The sequence below is a fragment of the Flavobacterium sp. 11 genome, assembly GCF_002754315.1.
GTDB classification, from domain to species: domain Bacteria; phylum Bacteroidota; class Bacteroidia; order Flavobacteriales; family Flavobacteriaceae; genus Flavobacterium; species Flavobacterium algoritolerans.
On the sequence record NZ_PEFE01000001.1, the window covers coordinates 596,761 to 613,767 of the forward strand.

Annotated in this window: 16 protein-coding genes and 1 tRNA gene; 15 read left to right on the top strand and 2 right to left on the bottom strand. The window is 34.3% G+C overall.

Annotated features, from left to right (window positions below; translation table 11 throughout):
• Positions 1-7 precede the first annotated feature (7 nt).
• From CLV00_RS02600 to CLV00_RS02615, 4 genes are all read left to right on the top strand, one after another.
• Entirely contained in the window at positions 8-1,666 is a 1,659-nt protein-coding gene (locus tag CLV00_RS02600) for an alpha-amylase family glycosyl hydrolase (RefSeq protein ID WP_099713681.1), read from the top strand.
• An 80-nt stretch (positions 1,667-1,746) separates the two neighbouring features.
• The gene (locus tag CLV00_RS02605; RefSeq protein ID WP_099713682.1) at positions 1,747-2,424 is read left to right on the top strand and encodes a glycerophosphodiester phosphodiesterase family protein; all 678 of its coding nucleotides are present in this window, start codon (positions 1,747-1,749) and stop codon (positions 2,422-2,424) included.
• Positions 2,421-3,641 (top strand): NAD(P)/FAD-dependent oxidoreductase, encoded by a 1,221-nt coding sequence (locus tag CLV00_RS02610; RefSeq protein WP_099713683.1) that lies wholly within the window; start codon positions 2,421-2,423, stop codon positions 3,639-3,641. Before CLV00_RS02605 ends, CLV00_RS02610 begins: the two co-directional genes overlap by 4 nt.
• 83 nt (positions 3,642-3,724) lie before the next feature.
• Positions 3,725-4,465 carry a hypothetical protein gene (locus CLV00_RS02615; protein WP_099713684.1) on the top strand — a complete coding sequence of 247 codons (741 nt, stop codon included), beginning with the start codon at positions 3,725-3,727 and terminating at the stop codon, positions 4,463-4,465.
• Positions 4,466-4,520: 55 nt separating this feature from the next.
• Here CLV00_RS02615 and CLV00_RS02620 read toward each other — a convergent pair whose 3' ends face one another.
• A complete protein-coding gene (locus CLV00_RS02620) occupies positions 4,521-4,997 on the bottom strand; it encodes a TspO/MBR family protein (protein ID WP_099713685.1) in 477 nt (158 codons plus the stop codon).
• A gap of 285 nt (positions 4,998-5,282) precedes the next feature.
• Between CLV00_RS02620 and CLV00_RS02625 the strand changes: the two genes are divergently transcribed.
• From CLV00_RS02625 to CLV00_RS02675, 10 genes are all read left to right on the top strand, one after another.
• Positions 5,283-6,365 carry a diphosphomevalonate/mevalonate 3,5-bisphosphate decarboxylase family protein gene (locus tag CLV00_RS02625; RefSeq protein WP_099713686.1) on the top strand — a complete coding sequence of 361 codons (1,083 nt, stop codon included), beginning with the start codon at positions 5,283-5,285 and terminating at the stop codon, positions 6,363-6,365.
• Between the two features lie 41 nt (positions 6,366-6,406).
• On the top strand, positions 6,407-6,601 hold the full coding sequence (locus CLV00_RS02630; RefSeq protein WP_099713687.1) for a hypothetical protein: 195 nt from the start codon (positions 6,407-6,409) through the stop codon (positions 6,599-6,601).
• 57 nt (positions 6,602-6,658) lie between these two features.
• Entirely contained in the window at positions 6,659-7,597 is a 939-nt protein-coding gene (locus CLV00_RS02635) for a mevalonate kinase (RefSeq protein WP_099713688.1), read from the top strand.
• Positions 7,598-7,896: 299 nt separating this feature from the next.
• Positions 7,897-9,330, top strand: a complete 1,434-nt coding sequence (locus CLV00_RS02645) for an ATP-binding protein (protein ID WP_099713690.1) — start codon at positions 7,897-7,899, stop codon at positions 9,328-9,330.
• Positions 9,314-9,718 (top strand): response regulator transcription factor, encoded by a 405-nt coding sequence (locus CLV00_RS02650; RefSeq protein WP_099713691.1) that lies wholly within the window; start codon positions 9,314-9,316, stop codon positions 9,716-9,718. Before CLV00_RS02645 ends, CLV00_RS02650 begins: the two co-directional genes overlap by 17 nt.
• Before the next feature lie 217 nt (positions 9,719-9,935).
• Positions 9,936-10,892 carry a geranylgeranylglycerol-phosphate geranylgeranyltransferase gene (locus tag CLV00_RS02655; RefSeq protein ID WP_099713692.1) on the top strand — a complete coding sequence of 319 codons (957 nt, stop codon included), beginning with the start codon at positions 9,936-9,938 and terminating at the stop codon, positions 10,890-10,892.
• Between the two features lie 282 nt (positions 10,893-11,174).
• The gene (locus CLV00_RS02660; RefSeq protein WP_099713693.1) at positions 11,175-12,083 is read left to right on the top strand and encodes a pseudouridine synthase; all 909 of its coding nucleotides are present in this window, start codon (positions 11,175-11,177) and stop codon (positions 12,081-12,083) included.
• A gap of 86 nt (positions 12,084-12,169) precedes the next feature.
• Positions 12,170-12,532, top strand: a complete 363-nt coding sequence (locus CLV00_RS02665; protein WP_099713694.1) for a nuclear transport factor 2 family protein — start codon at positions 12,170-12,172, stop codon at positions 12,530-12,532.
• Between the two features lie 212 nt (positions 12,533-12,744).
• Complete coding sequence (locus tag CLV00_RS02670; protein WP_099713695.1) at positions 12,745-14,514, top strand: DUF885 family protein; 1,770 nt, start codon at positions 12,745-12,747, stop codon at positions 14,512-14,514.
• A 13-nt stretch (positions 14,515-14,527) separates the two neighbouring features.
• Positions 14,528-15,217 (top strand): hypothetical protein, encoded by a 690-nt coding sequence (locus CLV00_RS02675; protein WP_143394870.1) that lies wholly within the window; start codon positions 14,528-14,530, stop codon positions 15,215-15,217.
• A 41-nt stretch (positions 15,218-15,258) separates the two neighbouring features.
• Here CLV00_RS02675 and CLV00_RS02680 read toward each other — a convergent pair.
• Positions 15,259-15,340 (bottom strand) — tRNA-Leu (locus CLV00_RS02680).
• Positions 15,341-15,448: 108 nt separating this feature from the next.
• Here CLV00_RS02680 and CLV00_RS02685 point away from each other — a divergent pair.
• Positions 15,449-16,837: a dipeptidase gene (locus CLV00_RS02685; protein ID WP_099713697.1), complete on the top strand. Its 1,389-nt coding sequence runs from the start codon at positions 15,449-15,451 to the stop codon at positions 16,835-16,837.
• The last annotated feature ends 170 nt before the right edge of the window (positions 16,838-17,007 follow it).

A 17,007-nucleotide genomic window follows, 5' to 3' on the forward strand; every position in this document is an offset into this window, starting at 1 on the left:
TATAAAAATGAAAAAATATTCAATCCCACTTTTACTATTAACCATGACAATAATAAGTAGTTGCTCCAGTACACAAACAATTGCTGAGAGTAACAAAACACCTTTCGTTTGGGAAGGAGCGAATGTTTATTTCTTAATGACAGACCGTTTTAATAATGGCGACACTTCAAATGATATAAACTTCAACAGAACCAAAACAACGGGAAAACTTCGTGGTTTTGAAGGTGGCGACATCAAAGGAATTTCTCAAAAAATTGACGAAGGTTATTTTGATAAATTAGGAATCAATGCCATTTGGTTTACACCAATAGTGGAGCAAATTCACGATGGTGTTGACGAAGGAACAGGTTTAAGTTATGGCTTTCATGGCTATTGGGCAAAAGACTGGACAAACTTAGATCCTAACTTTGGAACAAAAGAAGATTTGGCTGCATTAGTTCAAAAAGCACACGCACACGGAATCCGAATCATTCTTGATGGCGTAATCAATCATACCGGTCCCGTAACTCCCGAAGATACGGTTTGGCCAAATGACTGGGTGCGAACAGGACCCAATTGCGATTACAAATCGTTTGAAAACACAACTGCTTGTACGCTGGTTTCTAATCTTCCGGATATAAAAACAGAAAACAATCAAGCGGTAGCGTTACCTCCTTTTTTAATCGAAAAATGGAAAAAAGAAGGACGTTACGAACAAGAAATGAAAGAACTTGATGCGTTTTTTGCTCGTACGGGATATCCAAGAGCCCCAAAATATTACATCATCAAATGGCTGACGGATTATATTGCAGATTATGGAATTGACGGTTATCGTGGCGACACGGTAAAACATACCGATGAAACGGTTTGGGCTGATTTCAAGACCCAATGTGATTATGCTTTTGCAACTTGGAAGAAAAACAATCCAACAAAAGTTTTAGACAACAATCCTTTTTACACCATTGCTGAAGTTTACAATTATGGTATCAGCGGCGGACAAGATTTTGATTTTGGAGACAAAAAAATAAACTATTTTAAAAATGGTTTCAACAATATGATCAATTTTGAGTTCAAATGGGATGCACAAAAAGACTATGAATTTATATTCTCAAAATATTCTGATAAGTTAAACAATGACTTAAAAGGATATAGTGTTTTGAACTATTTGTCTTCACACGATGACGGCGGACCATTTGATGCAAATCGTACCAAAACTATAGAAAGCGGAACAAAATTATTACTGAGTCCTGGACTTTCTCAAGTATATTATGGTGATGAAAGCGCTCGTTCTTTAGTTATCGAAGGAACAAAAGGTGATGCTACCTTGCGTTCGTTTATGAATTGGGAAGCTATCAAATCAAATCCTGAAACCCAAAAAACATTGTTGCATTGGCAAAAATTAGGTCAATTTAGAAGAAATCATCCTTCGATTGGAGCAGGAATTCACAAACAAATTTCGGGTCAACCGTATATTTTTAGCAGAACTTTCTCTAAAGGAGATTTTACAGATAAAGTAGTTGTTGGATTGGATTTGGTAATTGGTACAAAAGAACTTGCTGTAGATTCAACTTTCGCAGACGGCACATCATTAAAAGATGCCTATTCCGGAAAAGAAGCAATTGTTTCCAATGGAAAAGTGACAATCAATACTGAATTTGATATTGTTTTATTGGAATTGAAAAAATAATTCGAAAATAATTTCATAGAAACGCCTTTAGAAATGAAGGCGTTTTTTTTATGTTTACCTTTACCAAAAAATAAAAGACAATGCTCAAAATTGGACATCGTGGTGCAAAAGGACATGAACCCGAGAATACCTTTATTTCGTTCCAAAAAGCATTAGACATGCAAGTGGACGGCATTGAACTTGACGTGCATTTGAGTGCTGATGGCGAAATAATGGTTATTCATGACGAATCTATTGACCGAACGACCAACGGAAAAGGTTTTGTAAATGCATTATCTTTGCGCGAATTGAAAGCCTTTAGAATAAATGGAGAGCAGCAAATCCCAACTCTGAAGGAGGTTTTTGATTTGATAAACCAAGATTGTTTTATCAATATTGAGCTCAAAAGTTATGAGGCAATCAATAAAGTAGTTTCGCTTATTGAAAAATACGTCACTAAAAAAGGATGGAAATACGACCGGTTTTTAATTTCCAGTTTTGATTGGAATGCACTGCAACAAGTGGCGTTTTTAAATGATAAAATTCCAATTGGCGTTTTAACGGAAACCGATTTAGACTTGGCTTTGGCTTTCGCCAAATTCATTCAGGCAAAATCCATTCATCCGCATTTTCATTTATTGACAAAAGAAAACACGGCAAAAATACAGGAAAAAGGATTGCAGGTTTTCCCTTGGACCATCAATGAATTAGAAGACATTCAAAAAATAAAAACATTCAACGTAAACGGTATCATCACCGATTTCCCAAATAGAATATGAACCAGAATTTCGATATAATAATAGTAGGCGGCGGCGCAGCAGGTTTTTTTACAGCGATTAATATTGTGGAAAAAAATCCAAAATTAAAAGTTGCAATTCTGGAACGCGGAGCTGAAGTATTGCAAAAAGTTAGAATTTCCGGTGGCGGAAGATGCAACGTAACGCACGCTTGTTTTGAACCGAATGAATTGGTAAAGTTTTATCCGCGTGGCGAAAAAGAATTACGAGGTCCTTTTCATCAGTTTTGTTCTGGCGATACGATTGAATGGTTCGAGAAGCATGGCGTAGAACTCAAAATTGAAGCGGACGGACGCATGTTTCCTGTTTCGAATTCGTCTCAAACAATTATTGATTGTTTTCTAAAAGCGACACAAAAACTAGGAATTGCAGTGCTTACGGGACAAAGTGTACAATCTATTTTCAATCCCGAAGTTTCGGGAGAAAATTTTTGGAAAATTGAAACCCAAACCGAAAATTATCTTGCCGAAAAGCTAATTTTAGCCACAGGGAGCAATCCTAAAGTATGGGAAATGTTACAGAATTTTGGTCACGCAGTTGTCAGCCCCGTTCCTTCCCTATTCACTTTCAACATCAAAGATTCCAGAATAAAAGAATTACCTGGAGTTGCGGCACTAGTTACCGTAAAAGTAAAAGACACTAAACTTACTTCAACAGGACCATTGTTAATTACCCATTGGGGAATGAGCGGACCCGCAATATTGAAACTCTCGGCTTGGGGTGCCCGCATCTTGCATGACAAAAATTATCAGTTCACCATTTTCGTTAATTGGTTGAATGATGAAGACACTTCCGATGTCGAGAAAAAGCTAAAAGAATTAAAACAGGAACACGCTAAAAAATCAGTTTCAAAGAAATCTCCTTTCGAATTAACCAATAGATTATGGGAAAGTTTAGTACTCGCTTCCGGAATTGAAATGGAGACAAAATGGGCCGATTTATCTAAAATACAATTGCAAAATCTAGCCAATCAATTGACGAATGGGAATTTTCAGGTCAACGGAAAAAGCACGTTTAAGGAAGAATTTGTAACTGCCGGCGGAATTGATTTAAAAGAAATTAACTTCAAAACAATGGAAAGCAAATTACATGAAAACCTTTATTTTGCTGGTGAAATTGTCAATATTGATGCCATTACAGGCGGATTCAATTTTCAGAATGCATGGACGAGCGGATTTATTGTGGCTAATGCAATTTAAATTTAATTAACAAGAGTTTAAAACTTTAGTAAGTTTTATTTAAGAAGATTCTGATAACTTTACTATCGTATTATCAGAAACTTATGAAAACAAAACTACTCGCCTCCTTTTTTATTTTATTTCTTCACCATAGTGGTCTAGCACAAGTTAGCAACCGCATTCAGGGACAAGTATTATTTGATAAAACCGCTGCAACCAAAGTTGAAGTAATCAATTCAACCTCCAAAACCGTTATTTTGACCGATACTGATGGAAAGTTTGCAATTAACATTGAAATTAATGATGTATTAGTTTTTGTTGCTAAAAATCATAATATTAAAGAAATAAAAATTTCAGTAGCAATCTTAAACCAAGGTGCTCTTAAAGTAACTTTATCTTCTAAAGTAGAAGAGCTTAAAGAAGTGGTTGTTCAAAGCATGCCGTCCATAAAGCTTGGTAAAGATGCTAAATGGGAACAAGCCAAACTAGATCAATACGCTCTTGAAAAAAATGCAAAATCATTAAAAAATCCTGGCGTTTATACTGGTACCATTGAAAACGGCATGAATTTAATGAGAATTGGCGGAATGATAGCTAAGTTGTTCCAGAAAAAGAATACTGATACAGAGGTAAAAGGTCCTGTTCTGCCTTTTCTAGAGGCTGCAAAAACCCAAATCGAACCAGAATTTTATACCGACACATTACAACTTCAACCCGAGGAAATTGGAAAATTTCTAGATTTCTGCAACAAAGACCCAAAGTCAAAAATAATTGCTGAACAACAAAATGTACTTTCGCTTCAGGAATTTATGAGTCTCAAAATATTACATTTCAAAAGCAAATAAACTTTTAAAATATCATTGCAACCCAGACAAAAGTAAGTTTCTGAAATACGAGATCTTATCTATTCAACCACCAAATACTTCCATTTAAAACGGCGGCAAAACTTACCCAAGCCAAATACGGAAGCAATAAATAGCCCGCAATTTTATTGATTTTGGCAAATTGAACGTACGTTTCAAAAATCATCAACCACAATACAATAATTTCTAATCCGGCTAACATTGGATTGTGTAAACCAAAGAATAAATACGACCACAAAGCATTTAGTGCCAATTGTATTGCAAAGAAAACCAATGCTTTTTTTACAACCTCTTTTTCTGATTCAATTCTATCCCAAACTAATCCTGCGGCAACACCCATCATCACATACAACATACTCCAAACTGGTGCAAAAACCCAATTAGGCGGATTAAAACTTGGTTTTACTAAAGTTGGATACCAAGTAGTGATAGCAGAACGGGTGACAATTCCAGAGAAATATCCAATGGCAAGGCACGTAACAACAACAGCTAATATTCGGCTAATTTTATTCATTTTTATATTTTTTAAATGTACTCTTTTCTTGAAACATATGAGCTATTTAAGAAACAATAAGTGTACTGATTATCTCGTAAACTTTATATTTCTAACCATTAAGGAATTAAGAAAAATTAAGCCCAATACTTAATGAAGCTTAATTCCTTAATGGTTAAAAAATCCTTGATGGACTTATATGATTATTTTTATTGTCCAAATTTACTTAAATCTTTGTAACGATTAACCAACTAAACGAATAAACAAATAACCCAAAAAAGTATCTTTGCGTAAATTTATACATTCATGATTTCAGCAAACGATTTTATTCCATCAAAATATACACATTCGATTGAAAGCGGAAATTTTCAATGGAGCGCGCCCAGTAACATTGCTCTTGTAAAATATTGGGGAAAAAAGGACAATCAAATTCCAGCCAATCCTTCGGTGAGTTTCACGTTGAATAATTGCAAAACGATAACGAAATTGGCTTTCGTCAAAAAAGAAAACGACGGTACATTTTCCTTCGATTTACTTTTTGAAGGGAAACCAAAAGAAGATTTCAAACCAAAAATTCAAAAATTTCTGGAGCGAATAGAAATCTATTTGCCGTTTTTAAAAGACTTCCATTTTACAATTGACACAGAGAATACCTTTCCGCACAGTTCCGGCATTGCTTCGTCAGCATCTGGAATGGCCGCTTTGGCGATGAACTTGATGAGTTTAGAAAAAGCGTTAAACCCTGAAATGACTGAGGAATATTTCTATCAAAAAGCGTCATTATTAGCGCGATTGGGTTCAGGAAGCGCTTGCAGAAGTGTAAAAGGCCAAGTAGTGGTTTGGGGTAATCATGCAAATATCTCCGGAAGTTCTGATTTATTTGGGGTAGAATTTCCTAATGCGATTCATGCAAATTTTAAGAATTTTCAAGATACTATTTTACTGGTTGACAAAGGTGAAAAACAGGTTTCGAGTACCATTGGTCATGATTTAATGCACAATCATCCTTTTGCCGAAAGGCGATTTGCACAAGCACATGAAAACTTGGACCAACTAATTACCATTTTTGAAAGTGGGAATTTAGAGGAATTTATCAAAATTGTAGAAAGCGAAGCCTTGACTTTACATGCTATGATGATGACCTCAATGCCTTATTTTATACTAATGAAACCGAACACCTTGGAGATTATAAATGCGATTTGGAGATTTAGAAATGAGACTAAAATTCCGGTTTGTTTCACGCTGGATGCCGGTGCAAATGTGCATGTTTTATACCCTGAAAATGTGGCCGAAACAGTTTTACAATTTATTAAGAACGAATTAGTTGGCTATTGTCAAAATGGTCAGTACATTTGTGACGAAATTGGAAATGGAGCTTCGTTGATTTAATCTGTTTTTTTCCTATCTTTATTTTTTAAAGAGCTGAAATCATGGATATTCAATCAGAGAAATTAGAATTGATAAAAATGTTATTAGAAACTGATGACAAAACGATAATCGAGGCTATAAAAAACATTTTCAAAGCACAAAAAAAAGATGTCTGGAAAGAACTATCTCCTGAACAACAAGAAGAAATTGATCTTGAAATTCTAGAGGCTAATCGCGGAGATCAAGTTGATTTATAAAAACTATTTGTTACAACATATAATTATCAAGCTTAAATTGTTAATTTACAATATAATATGAAAGGACCTTTATTTTACTCAAAAATATTACTCTTTGGAGAATACGGAATCATTCGTGACTCAAAAGGGCTTTCAATCCCATATAATTTTTACAATGGTGCACTTAAGAGAGATGAAAATCCAACTGAAGAAGCCATCAAATCAAATGGTCACTTAAGACGTTTTGTAACGTATTTAGAAACTTTACAAAACGAACAATCTGACTTAGTTACTTTTGACCTGACTACATTGAAAAACGATGTGGAAACCGGAATGTATTTTGATTCGAGTATCCCACAAGGATATGGCGTAGGCAGCAGCGGTGCACTTGTAGCAGCGATTTATGATAAATATGCACAAAATAAAATCACGGTTCTGGAGAATTTGACCCGTGAAAAATTATTGCAGTTAAAAAATATATTTTCTCAAATGGAGAGTTTTTTCCACGGAAAAAGTTCTGGTTTAGATCCTTTAAACAGTTATTTGAGTATCCCGATTCTGATTAATTCTAAAGACAATATTGAAGCAACCGGAATTCCTACACAAAGTTTTGACGGAAAAGGCGCTGTATTTTTATTAGATTCAGGGATTGTGGGCGAAACTGCTCCAATGGTAAATATTTTCATGGAAAGTCTGAAGGACAAAGGTTTCCGTGCGATGTTGAAAAATCAATTTGTGAAATATACGGATGCTTGTGTGGAAAATTTCCTTGGCGGAGACATGAAATCATTGTTCATGAATACTAAGAAATTATCAAAAGTAGTTTTGAATAACTTCAAACCAATGATTCCGGAACAATTTCACGGAATTTGGCAACAGGGAATTGACAGCAATGATTATTATTTAAAATTATGCGGTTCCGGTGGTGGCGGTTACATCTTAGGTTTCACTGAAGATTTAGAAAAAGCCAAAGCTTCTTTGAAAGATTACAAACTAGAAGTAGTATATCAGTTTTAAAAAATTTCATACTCACACAAATTTATGCTGATAGCACAATTTTGTGGAAAACAACTAATTTCAAATTAGAAAAACACGAATTTACTGGTTCAAAGAACCTTGTAAAATCGTGTTTTTTTTATGCTTTTGTGGCAATTCGTTTATTGAAAAAAAATATGTTTTTTTGGCAAAACCTTAAAAAACAAAAATTAAATTATTCAATACAAATAAATTTAAACCAAATCTTACATTTTCAATAAAAAACATCCTATCTTTAAACATCTGATTTTTTTTGCCCCACTACCTACAAAAAAAACTATATGACTGAAAATAAAATTCTTGAAAATTTTAAGCGAAGCAATATTTTCATTCCTCTGATTATAGTAATTATATCCTGCTCCTCGTTGACTATCATCAACTACCTAACCATTAAAATCTTGTCGGCATCCAGAGCGTATGTAAATGGAGAATCTCATTATTCCGAAGGACAAAAAGATGCAACACGCCACCTCATCACGTATTTATTTACTAATGACACCAGTCAATGGAAATTATTTAACGACGAGTTAAGTGTTCCTATAGGAGATAAAACTGCGCGAATTGGCTTAGTTAACAATAGCGATATTGAAATAATCAAAGATGGATTTAGAGCTGGCCGAAATGACGAAAGAGATCTTGATGATTTAGTTTGGTTATTTCAACATTTTCACTCCGTTCCTTTTTTAGCAAAAGCGATTAATGAATGGGAAAAAGGAGATCAATTAATTGACCAATTGGCATTGATTGGAAATGAAGCCCATAAAAAAATAAGTACCAAAACTTTAAGCCCAAACGAAAAAGAAAAAATTTTCCAACAGATAAATAGCATTACCTACAAACTAACTATAAATGAGCGTAATTTCTCTGATGCACTAGGAGAAGGCACTCGCTTAATTAAAACCTACCTTCTTTTTACCAATATCTTTTTTACGTTAATAATCATTGGAAGTGTCAGTATTTATTATTCTGTAATGATTAATAAGCTAAGACGCTCAAAACGAGAAACAGAAGATAAAAACAGGAATTTAATAATAGCCAATAAAGAGCTTGATAAGTTTGTATACAGTGCCTCTCATGATTTAAGGTCACCCATCTCTTCCTTGAAAGGATTAATAGAGATTGTAAAATTAGAAGATGATTTGGATGAAATCAGAGATTATTTAGACTTAATGCATCAAAGTCTTGATAAGCAAGACCAATTTATTAGAGATATAATTGATTATTCCAGAAATAAAAGAAAAAAAGTAACTACAGCTTCTGTTAGTATAAATGAAATTATAGATGAAATTATTTCTCAACATTTTTATATTAAAGGAACGAATGAAATTGCCATCAAAAAAAACTTATCCGTTGATGAAGTCCAAAGCGATGGTTTGCGCTTAAAGATTATCTTGAATAACTTACTATCAAATGCTATCAAATATTCTGACGAGAAAAAAGAGAAGCGTTATATTGCTATTAAAACGTATACCAAAGGGGAATTTTACATAATAGAAATTGAAGATAATGGTATTGGAATCAATAAAGAATACCAAGTCAAAATTTTTGAAATGTTTTTTGTAACCAATAATAACAAGAAAGGTTCCGGTTTAGGTCTTTACTTAGTAAAAGAAGCTGTTGAAAATCTCAATGGAAACATAACCGTAGATTCAAAAATGAATATAGGAAGTAAATTTATAGTAACGATACCCATACAACATGAGGGCCAATTATAAAGTTTTGATAATTGACGACAATATAATTGATCAAATTGTCACGAAACAATTACTAAGAAAAACACTGGGTATAACTGAAATAAGCACTGCCAATAATGGTAAAGAAGGAATTCAATGGCTTACTAATTACAAAATCAGTGCTGAAGAATCTCTGATAATTCTGTTAGACATTAAAATGCCCGAAATGGATGGATTCGAGTTCCTTTTAAAATACGAAATGCTCTCTGAAGAATTGAAAAAGGAAACTCAAATTTTCATGCTTTCCTCAACATTAGATCCTAACGATATTACGCGGGCAAAAAACAATACATACGTCAAAACTCTTTTGAGTAAACCTTTACCAATTAAAAAATTTGGTGAAATGATTTATCCTGATTCTTCCCTTTAATAAGCAATTAATTTTCAATCAAATGAAATCAGATTTATCTCAATAGAATTATCCGAAATAAAGGGAGTATTTCACAATATCCTCTTAAAAGAATTCCCGTTTATGAGTTTTTGTAAAGAAATCAAGTTGATTTTAAAAACAAAATCCTAAATTTGAGCATAAATAGGCAAGTTTGCTATACCGATGTAAAAACTTGACAAAAAACTACTAATAAAAAATGTTAAGCAGGCAACAGAAGCTTTTAGTGATGAAAATTGTCAGTTTGTTCTCTGTCGTTAGAGGCTATAACATTCCGGTAATAATTTTGGCACAATACCTTTCGTCTATATTTATTTTGGCTCCCGAAAAAAGAGCGTTGGATATTCTACTCGATTTCAATTTATTTATATTGGTTTTTGCTTCTTCGCTAACAATTGCTTCCGGATATATTATCAATAATTTTTATGACAGTCGAAAAGATTTAATCAATCGTCCCAATAAGTCGATGCTGGATCGATTAGTGAGTCAAAAAACAAAACTAAACGTCTATTTTACACTCAATTTCATAGTGGCTTTAATGGCTATGTTTGTTTCCTGGCGTGTATTTTTATTCTTTTCTGGGTACATATTTTTCATTTGGTTTTATTCTCACAAAATAAAAAAATACCCAATAATAGGAAACTTGACGGCTGCTTTGCTGGCTGTTTTACCTTTTTTTGCCATACTGTTGTATTTTTATACTCGGATTCCATATGAAGAGATTGAAAATTATAAAAGACAGCTTGGCGTTATTTTTTCGCATGCCACTTTTTTGTTTTTGCTACTGTTGATTCGAGAAATGATTAAGGATTTAGAAAACCTAAAAGGTGATTTAGCCAATGATTACAAAACGATTCCTATTGTTTACGGCGAAGAAATATCGAAAAAAATCATTACTGTTTTGACAATTCTGACTGTTGTTCCTGTTTATGTTTTAATCGAAATTTACGATGTGGGTTACATGGATGTTTATTTTTATTCTTGTCTGATTGTACTAATTTTTTTCTTGGTTTACTTGTGGAAATCAAGCACAAAAGCACAATTTTTATTGCTTCACAACACTTTGAAATTCCTTATTGTTGCGGGTGTTTTTTGTATTGTATTGATAAATCCGAGTGTTTTATGGCATGGAAAAAAATTGTTGATGACGGTTTAAACATTTTCTTCTTTGGGATTATAAAAGTTGAAAACCATTTTCTCAAGAATTCCCAAATACCATCATTTGGTTAGCCCCTATAGTCCCGAAGCTTCGGGAGAAATCCTTTTATTTTTTGCTGCCAAAAAATAAAAGATTGTAATGAATAGCGGGAATAGCTCCAAAAAACGAAACTAAAACGTATTAATTAGCTTATAAACTAGATAGTTAGCGTTTTTATAATTGGCTGTTATTGATTGTCAAGTATATAAATAGTATCTTTGCACAAATTATTGGAATATTATGAATAACAAGGAAGGCAATAATAAGAAAAGTGGTCCAAGAGCAACTAGCTCAAGACCAAGTTCGAATAAGCCAAAACCTGCCATGCAGAAGCGCGCTCAAGGGCCGAAAAAAGTTAAAGTAAATACTAAAGTTGCCGATATCGCTACTGATAAAGTAGAGAAAAAACCAAATCAAGCACCAAAGAGACCGAAAGTAAAAGACGAAATTCGTTTGAATAAATACATTGCAAATTCTGGTGCGTGCTCGCGTCGTGATGCTGATATTTACATTCAATCCGGGACTGTAAAAGTAAACGGGATTCCTGTTACCGAAATGGGATACATGGTAAAACCTGGAGATGTTGTGAATTTTGACGGCGCTACTTTGACACCGGAGAAAAAAGTATATATCTTACTAAACAAACCAAAAAACTTTACGACTGCCATGGACGAAGGTCAGGAATATCGTAATGTATTGGAACTGGTAAAAGGTTCTACGACTGCAAAAATTGGTGCCGTGGGAAGAATGGACAAGAATACAACTGGATTGTTATTGTTCACAAATGACACGGATATGATTCGTAAATTTACGTTACCAAGTCAAAAATCATCTAAAATTTACCAAGTTTCATTAGACAAAAACTTGAAATTTGAGGATTTAGAAAAAATAAACAAAGGGTTGACTCTTGACGGACACCGCGTTTTTGTGGAAGATGTAAGTTACATTGACGGAGAGGCTAAAAGTGAAATTGGTTTGCAATTAAGATCTGCTAACGTAAAAGTGGTTCGTTCTATTTTTGAACACTTTAGTTATGATGTATTGCGTATTGACAGAGTTTCTTTTGCAGGTTTAACCAAAAAGAATTTGCCAAGAGGAAACTGGAGATTGCTTACTGAACAAGAAATTATCAATTTGAAGAACGTTTAATATTTCTTTGAAATTATAAAAATGAAATCCCCTTCCGTTTACACGGAATGGGATTTTTTTAATTAAAAATTCAATCCTAAATTAGTATGACACCAGAAAAACTACAATCAATTGCTTTTAAATGGTTTGAAACTTTCAACAATAAAGAATTAGAAAAATTATTGTCTTTATACGATGAAGATGCTGTGCATTTTAGTCCAAAACTAAAAATGTACAAACCGGAAAGCGACGGTTTTGTTACCGGCAAAGAAGCATTACGAGAATGGTGGAAAGATGCTTTTGAGCGTTTGCCCAGCTTGAATTATAAGGTGAAATCGCTAACTGCAAATGGAGACCGCGTTTTCATGGAATACATAAGAACAGTTACCGGCGAAGAGGATTTACTGGTGGCGGAAGTATTAGATATCAGAGAAGATAAAATAATTGCTTCCCGAGTGTATCACGGATAAAAACATATTTTTTTAAAATCTGTTTTTTTTTAAAGATATAGAAAAATAGAAACCTAAGATCCCATTCGTTTTAAAGCGGATGGGATTTTTTTTGCGAATAAGAACTAAAAACAGAAAAAGTCCATGTTAAAGCATTACAAATAGAAACATATTTGGGAAATAATTAATTTTTTTTGAATAAATTAGCTACAATTATTTAACTATCATCCATTATGAGAAAAATAACCGCACTTTTCATCACATTGACAACCTCTATATTGCTGGTCAACTGTAAATCTGAAGACAAAAAAGAAGACTTTGGTAGTCTGACAGAAAATTATTTTGACGATAAAAACGCTATGAGTCCATTGGACGCAACGCAAAATGGTCAAAACGAGTATAACGATCAGCTGCAATTTGAAATGACGGACAGCTATAGAAAGTCGCAAGAAGCTTTTTTTGACAAATATCAAACTGCCTTAAAAGCTATCGATAAAGAAAGCCTATCTGAAGAAGAAAAAAACAGTTATGAAATCATAAAATGGGAAGTTGAGATTGGCAAAGATTTATTGAAACAACCAACAAATCTTCTTCCTGTACATCAATTTTGGGGGACACACCTAACGATGGGGCAGTTTGCGGGAGGAACCAGCGCGCAACCTTTTAAAACCGAAAAAGACTATACTAATTTCCTAAAAAGGATGGACAAATATTCCATTTGGATAGATTCGGCTATGGTGTATATGAAAAAAGGAATGGCAAAAGGAATTGTGTTGCCAAAATCATTAACAACAAAATTAATTCCACAATTTGCTGAAATGGCCACGCCAAAAATCGAAGATAATTTATTTTACTCGTCGATAAAATTGATGCCCGCTACTTTTTCTGATGCAATAAAAAAAGACTTAACCACAAAATATACGGCTACTATCAATGATAAATTGATTCCACAATATAAAAAAATGGCTGATTTCCTGACCAATGAATACCTCCCTGCATCAAGAGCAACCAGCGGAATAGGAAGTTTCCCTTTCGGAAAGGATTTGTATGCTACATATGTAAAACAATGGACTACAACCGAAATGACTCCGGAGGAAATTCATGAATTGGGATTAAAAGAAGTAGCTCGGTTGAATGCCGAAATGGAAAAAGTAAAAGCTCAAGTAGGCTTCAAGGGCACTTTATTAGCATTCTTTGAGGAAGTTAGAAACAAAAAGGAATTAAAACCTTTTAAAAGTCCTGAAGAAGTGATTGCTAATTTTCAAAGTATCTATACCCGAATCAAACCGAATGTAGACAAATTATTCGCATTACAACCTAAAACAAAATTTGAAATCAGAAGAACGGAAGCCTTTAGAGAAAAAACCGCAAGTGCCGAATATATGCAAGGAACAGCTGATGGTTCCCGTCCCGGTATCTTTTATGTTCCAATACCTGACGTAGCTAATTATAATCTTTATGGAGACGAAGACTTGTTTTTACACGAAGCAATTCCTGGACATCACTTTCAAATTTCGTTGCAACAAGAAAATGCCAATCTTCCTGATTTTAGAAAATTCAATTGGTTTGGCGCATACGGCGAAGGTTGGGCTTTGTACACCGAAAGCTTAGGTAAAGAACTTGGATTGTATCAAGATCCGTATCAATATTTTGGAATGTTAGGCAATGAAATGCACCGAGCAATCCGATTAGTAGTGGATACTGGATTACACTCTAAAGGTTGGACCAGAGAACAAGCTATAAAATATTCATTAGAAAATGAGGCTGAAAGTGAAGCCAGCATTATTCCGGAAATAGAGCGTTATATGGCAATTCCGGGACAAGCATTGTCTTATAAAATAGGGCAGTTAAAAATTATAGAGCTTCGTAAAAAAGCCGAAGCTAAAATGGGTACAAAATTTGATATTAAAAAATTTCACGAGAAAGTATTGGAATCTGGAGTGATGCCTTTAGCATTATTAGAGATGAAAGTAAATACGTGGATAAATGAAGCTAAACAATAAAAACTAACAAATCATGAAAAAACTATTGCTAAACACATCATTGCTGTTTTTTACCGTATTAAGCATTAATGCACAACGACTTATGGACACCATGGATCCTACCTCTTCAGGGGCTTTATTTAGAAACGATGTTTTGAATAAAAAAGAAATGACAAAAATAGAAGGGTCTGAATACTTAGTTGACGAATTTAGGTTAGCTGAGGTTTCTGGGATTCCTCAACAGATTATGGTCCGTTATAATGCGATGACGGATATGATAGAAGTTCAAAATGAAAAAAAGGAAGTTTTTTCATTAATGAAAAAGGAGCCTTTTAATATCATAACTATTATTCCATTCACGGATAAGATCAAGCTTTTAAATTATAAAACTAAAGACGGAGAAGTAAATGGATATTTAGTAGAATTATTTAATAAGAATGATGTTGCTTTATACAGAAGAGATAAAATTGCCATTCAAAAAGGAAAAGAAGCTATCAACTCATATTCTCCTGCCACATCCGCAAGATATGTTAAAACAAATGACGAGTATTATTTGAGTCTAAAAAATGAGACGGCTGTTATGATGCCAAAAAACAAGAAAGAACTTCAAGATCTTTTCCCATCGAAAAAAGAAGAGATTGCAACGTATCTAAAAAAGAATAATTTTTCTTTGAAAGAGGAAAAGAGTATCATTGAAATGGTAAAATTCATATCTAATTTCTAATACATACAAAAAAAGCTTCTCGATTGAGAAGCTTTTTTTTGTGCGGATAATAGGACTCGAACCTACACGCCTTGCGGCACCAGATCCTAAGTCTGGCATGTCTACCAATTTCACCATATCCGCGTAATTGTGGGTGCAAAGATAAACATAACTTCCAATTTTCAAAGTAAATTTGACAAAAAATATTCATACTCTTTTTTGTACTTTTGAAATATAAACAAAATTCAAATAATGGAAAATATTAAAGCATACGTTCAAGAACACAAAGATCGCTTTATCAACGAGTTAGTCGAATTATTAAAAATTCCATCCGTAAGTGCCGACACTGCTTATTCGCATGATGTTTTTGAAACAGCAGATGCCGTAAAAGCAAGTTTAGAAAAAGCAGGTTGTGATTTTGTTGAAATTTGTGATACTCCAGGTTATCCAATCGTTTATGGAGAAAAAATCATAAACCCGTCCTTACCTACCGTTTTAGTGTACGGACATTATGATGTTCAACCACCAGATCCAATCGAATTATGGACTTCTCCACCCTTTGAACCCGTAATCAAGAAAACCGAAATTCATCCCGAAGGCGCCATTTTTGCCCGTGGATCTTGTGATGACAAAGGCCAAATGTACATGCACGTAAAAGCATTAGAATATATGGTTCAATCCAATACTTTGCCTTGCAACGTGAAATTCATGATTGAAGGCGAAGAGGAAATTGGTTCCAAAAGTTTGAGTTGGTTTGTCGAACGCAATCAGGAAAAATTAAAGAATGATGTGATTTTAATTTCGGATACCGGAATGATTTCTAATCAGCAACCGTCAATTACAACTGGTTTGCGTGGCTTAAGCTATGTAGAAGTAGAAGTTACTGGACCAAACCGTGATTTACACTCTGGACTATACGGTGGAGCAGTAGCCAATCCTATCAATGTGTTGTCTAAAATGATCGCTTCGCTTCATGACGAAAACAATCACATTACCATTCCCGGTTTCTATGATAATGTAGTAGAATTATCGCTGGAAGAAAGAGCTGAAATGGCAAAAGCGCCATTCAATTTAGAAAACTATAAAAAAGCATTAGACCTTAATGACGTTTATGGCGAAAGCGGCTATGTAACGAACGAAAGAAATTCCATTCGTCCTACGCTGGATGTCAACGGAATCTGGGGTGGTTACACCGGAGAAGGGGCCAAAACAGTTATTGCGAGTAAAGCTTTCGCTAAAATCTCGATGCGTTTAGTACCAAATCAAGATTGGGAACAAATCACCGAATTGTTTACCAAACACTTCACAAGCCTTGCTCCTGCCGGCGTTACCGTAAAGGTAAAACCGCATCATGGCGGACAGGGTTACGTAACCCCAATAGACAGCATTGGCTACAAAGCCGCAAACATGGCGTATACTGAAACCTTTGGCGTTCCCGCAATTCCGGTGCGTTCCGGAGGAAGTATTCCCATCGTAGCGCTATTCGAAAAAGAACTGAAAAGCAAGACTATTCTAATGGGATTTGGTCTGGACAGCGATGCCATTCACTCGCCAAACGAACACTTCGGAATCTTCAATTACCTAAAAGGAATTGAAACCATTCCGTTGTTTTATAAATATTTTGTGGAGTTATCAAAATAAATTCCTTTCATTAAAAACTAAATCCGCACTAAACAGGGCGGATTTTTTTTGGGCGTTTCCCGCTGAAAATAGCGGGTCAGGCTGTCCGTTCTCAATCTTTTTATTTTTTAAAACAAAAAAATAAAAAGGATTTCCACTCCCATCCCTAACGCAAACCGCTGACTATCAAA